Source organism: Pseudochrobactrum sp. AO18b (assembly GCF_000409565.1).
GTDB classification, from domain to species: Bacteria; Pseudomonadota; Alphaproteobacteria; order Rhizobiales; family Rhizobiaceae; genus Pseudochrobactrum; species Pseudochrobactrum saccharolyticum.
Genome location: NZ_ANNO01000022.1, coordinates 1 through 5,301, shown reverse-complemented (window position 1 = coordinate 5,301; position 5,301 = coordinate 1). Strand labels below are relative to the sequence as shown.

Below are 5,301 nucleotides of genomic sequence, written 5' to 3'. Positions count from 1 at the left end.
TCGTCGGTGAAATTAGCTTTACCCATCGTAAGCTCCTTGCCTCTTTTTTAAGTCACAAGGTGTCTACAAATCTAGGGGCTATTCAATCGTCTGGCTCAAGCATTAGGTCTGAATGTTGCTGACATCCAATTGGCTGAAGCTAACACTCGCTCAAAGCTAAATGCTGGCTTTGCCCCCTATGCTTATTTATCCACTGAGAACCCTGTTCCGAGCCCGATATTTGCCTGTGCATGGGGAAATTTTCATGAACAGAAATATATCCGGTTTCCGATAGGTCTAAGGCCAGCAGATTATCCAGCTTTAGTAATGAAGCAGTTGCCGAAGGCTATCCCAACTTTCGGGAGGGTAACTGGCTTTCATATTCATTACAGTTTGGACAATGTCCTTAGTTTCTCGATAGATGGTCAGAAGCGGTGCGAAAGCGCTGTTTCACCTACAACCGTTCAGACTACCCTTTATATTTAGTAAGATTTACCCTCGAAATTGCCGCGAATTCACAAAAACTGGAAAATATTTTGAATATATGGGTTTGGTCTGACCTTCACTTAGAGCAGCAATATGTTGAGTTTCCTATCGCTGCACCTGCTCTGGCCGATGTTATTGTATGCGCTGGTGACTGGACGACAGCAGACCAGCTAGAACAGCAAATGAAGAAGGTCGTACAGGATTACAATCTTCCGATTATTTTCGTCGCTGGCAATCACGAGTACCAAGGTGCCTTGACGTTTGAAGCATCAAAGGCATCTATGGCATCTATTGTCGAGAAAAGCCGTCACTGGAACCAGCGCGTTACCATTCTGGATAATGAGAACTTCATCTATAAAGATGTGGTGTTCATTGGCAGCACGCTATGGACTGATTTCTTGTATCAGGCAGACAGTCATGCAGAGTTACCTTGGCGGGTTAAAGAGGCTGAAGCCCTGATCCGTGATTTTACTGCTATCCAAATGGCGAGTGGCGAATGCTTCTCACCATCATTCATGTTGCAGCAGAATAAATTCTCCATCCGGTATATTTATGAGACTTGCGAGCGTTTCTCATCAAAACGGAAGGTTATTATTTCTCATCATATCCCACATGAGGCGGCATCTGATGCTGTCTATCAAAACAGTGCTTCCAACTATTTATACGCATCCAGCGCCTCTGCCTTTGAAAATTTGATGCATTCACATGCGGCACCTGATCTATGGATTTGCGGCCATACACATCAAGTCACTGATATTCAGGTTGGGCAGACCCGTATCATCAGCAATCCTTATGGATACCGCCGTTTCAAAAGCGAGCGTGAGAATGCTTTCCGCTGGGATTACGTCATTTCTGTCTAATGGCCTTATGTCTCTCTATCTGCATTTATCAAAAGGCACCTCACCAAACATGAATGACCGGCATCATATTATCGGCTGTGAAGGTATTTATCTTGAACGTGGGCGCATTCTCAAAGTGCGCTTGAAATCAGTCACCCCATTAGAGATGGATGGACATATCGGAGCTGATTTCTCGCTGCAAATCCTCGAAGATTTTAGTCGGTCATCAGTGTCCGAGAATGCTCATAATAGCCTAGGTGCTGTAGATGATTTAGAAGTCGGTTCTGTGTTTTTGGAACATCGAAATGAAATCATTACAGCAAGTGGCTATGTGGCATGGAAGCTGATTTTAAATGCTGATTTAGTCGAGAAAATAACTGTAGCTATTAAAATAAACGTATCCGAAATTTCTGCATACCGGTTGGCGAAAAGCATTTGTGAAAAATATGAACTGGATAAATATTTAAGAGAGAAATCTATTGTTTAATCCCATGGTGCGATTAACGAATTTTCATACTCGTCTACCCGTTTCCATGCCTCAACACAGTAATGGTATGTATCGAAATCACCATTTTGTCTGGCTACTTCTCCTACTTCCTTAAGGCAGGATTTGAAATAATTGGTATTAGTATTCTTGTATTCTTCGTACATGATTTAGTTCATGGATGTCCTTTCTGTTATGACAGACGCTTCAGAAAGAGCTCTGAAGCGACCCGCTAACGTTATATTTATTAGGATTTTCAGTGTTTCTGAGAGAAAAACTAAAAATATTTCCAGTCATGAACCATCTGTTGCATAAAGGTAACAGTGTCTTCTAGGGAATGCCCATTGCCGTAATGAGCGCCCATACCTTGAGCTTTGTGCCCCATAAGATCGTTCTGGAGTTCCTCTGGCAGGCGATGTTTTCTCATGCGATCTTTAAACGTATGACGTAGGCTATACACCGTATGTTCATCGGTTTCTAAAAGCCCATTGTTTTTCATGAACTTATTTATCAGCCCAGAAGCATTGGATGGGCCGTTACCTGTAGCATAATGGGTGAAGCCTTGAGGAAAAGCTTGGAATGATCTCAGGGAGTAACCAACGAGCGGAATGATGCGCTTACGGTGTGTCGTCTTCAATTTTCGGGTTTGATTTTCCTGAATGATAATATGAGGAATGGCTGCGTTTAATTTGATGTCTTGGTCAGGGTTAAGGCCGCATAGTTCTTTGAATGAACAGCCAGTATCAATCACAGCAAATAAGAGCGCTTTAGCGCATGGGTTTAGCTGTGCAAAAGCGTTATCTTTGAACCAGTGCTCGTTCAAGAAATCGATAGAAAATGGCGGGCGTGCATTATCATCGACCTTAAAGTTCAAGCGATCGAAGACTGTTTCAGTTTCGTTATCGTGCGCGAGATTATAAGTTTTGATAAGAACACGCATATGTGTGATATATTTGCTGGCTGTGTTCGGTTTAATTTCCTGCGATGCAATCTTAATTTTCAAGCTTTTATGAAAATCACGAGCCTGTTGGCGCGTCAAAGATTTCAGCTCAATATCTTTCCCTAAAAAGGCGGTTAGCTGCTTAACGGCATTTTGAAGAGGATTAATTTTCTTCGAGCGCTCTCGCTCACTAAAACGGCTAAGTTCATGTACTTGATCCGCTTCAAAAAACGCAACGAGATCGGAAAGTTTGATAGTAGATGTGGCCGTGCTGAAATAACTCTGAAACTCGGGACCGTTTGGTTTGCCTGCTTTTGACCACTCACTATGAGTTTGCATAAACTTAGCAGGGTTTTGGATGAGTTGATCAATCGGGTTATAGGTGCGGCCTTGTATCGAAGCCATCTGGACGATCTCTTCATAGCTCAGGTCGGTGGCGTTGGTGAGTGTTTCACCGCTGCGAAGCTTGTCCATGAGATTTTGATAGTAAGGCTCGACCTTGCCATACTTTCGTAAGGCGGTTAATTGGTCTTTGGTCTTTAGTGAGACTTTAAATTCTGATTTTCCAGCCAGGCCACGCAGATGCGCGGGGATGACAAGACGAAAGACAAAACTCTTTCCTCGGATGTATAAATGGGGAAGATCAGGAGAGAAGCGCTTCAATGATTTTGTACCACCTTTTGTACCATTTTATAATGGAATATGTGGAAAATCAACGATTTCAATGGCTTATATTAGTAAAATGGCGGAGAGAGCGGGATTCGAACCCGCGATACGGTTCCCCGTATACACACTTTCCAGGCGTGCGCCTTCAACCACTCGGCCACCTCTCCACTCAAGACTGATATTTATAAGTGATATCAATCACAACGACGTATCTTCAAACAGTGGTCAGCTGTTAAACGACCGTTTCGGCGCGGAATATAGCTATAAAAGACGGATGTTCAACCATTATTTCGTGTTTCACTGAATTCATTTGATTTTACAGGCAAAAAACAATGAAATTATATAAATAATCAGATGGTTTATTTGTTTAACATATTGAATTTATTGATTTTAATATTTTTGAGACTCTGTGGAAAATATCATCGAATTTCGTGCCGCCAGAGCTTGGTTTTGAGTGTTTTGGACTGATCTTGCTGAAATTCGTGACGAAACTGGTCGAATCTTATGTCCGAAAGGACAAATGTTTTTGCTCAACGGCGGAGGGAAGTTACAGACTTTTCCGTGAATTATAATTTTATATTAGAAAAATTTAATAGCCTGTCTGTCAGGAAAGCTCCTTGTGATAGAATGATAGTCAGAGTTGTTTTTTGAGTTCTGAATTTCAGAAGACGGATATGGGTTGTTATGCGTGTATTTTTTAATTTTCTGGCGCTCTGGTCGTTGGGTGTCAGCTTGTTATTTGCTGTTTTTGATATTGCGCGATCAATTGCGCAGCTTCGTTTGGTTGTGACGCCGTTTCTGCAGAGTTTGCAGGATTATCTGCCTGAATATTTGGCTGCTTTTGCCGGTTTTATACGGCAGGTCTTCTGGAACGGCTTTTGGGATAACTGGATGGTTCCGGTGTTGAATATGCCCGGATGGTTCTTATTTTTAGTGCTGAGTATAGTGTGTTTTGCTGTCGGAACGATCGGGCGTAAATCTTATGCACGTTAAGAGTACAGATATGTGTAAGCCTGTTCCGGCTGCCTGCCGTTAAATCTAACAAGTATGCAGCATTTCCGTTGTTGCTGTTTAAGCCGGAAATGCATCAGACAGGGACTATGATGATGTTCAGACAATATCCCGAACACAAGTTGCGTATGCCGACCAGTAACGAGGCGCTTGCCGGTCGTACTGAGGCGATTGCGACTTCCGAAGACCATTTTGTTTCCGGACTTCCTCTGCGCGGGCCATGGCCGCATAATATGAAGAAAATTCTGTTCGGTATGGGCTGTTTCTGGGGCGTGGAGCGTTTGTTCTGGCAGGTGCCCGGTGTTTATGTCACCGCTGCCGGTTATAGCGGCGGTCTGACGCCGAACCCGACCTATGAGGAAACCTGTACGGGCCTGACAGGGCATAATGAAGTGGTGCAGGTGGTTTATGATCCGGCCGAGGTGACGCTGGCACAGCTTTTGCAGATTTTCTGGGAAGAGCATGACCCGACGCAGGGTATGCGGCAGGGCAATGATATAGGCACAACATATCGCTCAGGCATTTATGTCTATTCGGATGAAGATCTGAAGACTGCTGAAGCGAGTAAAGCAGCTTACCAGCAGGCGCTGACCGCCCGTGGTCTTGGCACAATTACGACGGAAATTCTGCCTGCTTCTGATTTTTATTATGCTGAAGGCTATCATCAGCAATATCTGGCGAAAAACCCTCAGGGTTATTGCGGCTTGCGCGGTACAGGCGTTTCCTGCGTGATTTAAGGGCGGCGCGGTGTGTTCCGGCAATGAAATATGTGTAAGCGCATAAATTTAAGATGAAAAAAGTTCCGGACCGTGCCAGATTGCCGATTATTAAAATCTGAGCGGGCGGTAAAAAACAGCATAATTTACCGAACACGGGTGGATATTTTCTCGCGCCGA

The 5,301-nt window shown here is 43.8% G+C and carries 5 protein-coding genes and 1 tRNA gene; 4 read left to right on the top strand and 2 right to left on the bottom strand.

The window, feature by feature from the left end:
• Positions 1-515: 515 nt before the first annotated feature.
• Positions 516-1,325 (top strand): metallophosphoesterase, encoded by an 810-nt coding sequence (locus A918_RS0101145; protein ID WP_198013259.1) that lies wholly within the window; start codon positions 516-518, stop codon positions 1,323-1,325.
• Positions 1,258-1,791 (top strand): hypothetical protein, encoded by a 534-nt coding sequence (locus A918_RS0101140; RefSeq protein ID WP_156831362.1) that lies wholly within the window; start codon positions 1,258-1,260, stop codon positions 1,789-1,791. Before A918_RS0101145 ends, A918_RS0101140 begins: the two co-directional genes overlap by 68 nt.
• A 274-nt stretch (positions 1,792-2,065) precedes the next feature.
• On the opposite strand, the gene A918_RS0101130 is transcribed toward A918_RS0101140, so the two are convergent.
• Positions 2,066-3,391 (bottom strand): DUF6538 domain-containing protein, encoded by a 1,326-nt coding sequence (locus A918_RS0101130; protein WP_022709276.1) that lies wholly within the window; start codon positions 3,389-3,391, stop codon positions 2,066-2,068.
• Positions 3,392-3,471: 80 nt separating this feature from the next.
• Positions 3,472-3,561, bottom strand: a tRNA-Ser gene (locus A918_RS0101125).
• 517 nt (positions 3,562-4,078) lie between these two features.
• On the opposite strand from A918_RS0101125, the gene A918_RS0101120 reads away from it, so the two are divergent.
• Both A918_RS0101120 and msrA read left to right on the top strand, forming a co-directional pair.
• Positions 4,079-4,387 carry a hypothetical protein gene (locus tag A918_RS0101120; RefSeq protein ID WP_022709275.1) on the top strand — a complete coding sequence of 103 codons (309 nt, stop codon included), beginning with the start codon at positions 4,079-4,081 and terminating at the stop codon, positions 4,385-4,387.
• A 110-nt stretch (positions 4,388-4,497) separates the two neighbouring features.
• Complete coding sequence (msrA, locus tag A918_RS0101115; RefSeq protein WP_198013260.1) at positions 4,498-5,142, top strand: peptide-methionine (S)-S-oxide reductase MsrA; 645 nt, start codon at positions 4,498-4,500, stop codon at positions 5,140-5,142.
• Positions 5,143-5,301: the final 159 nt, after the last annotated feature.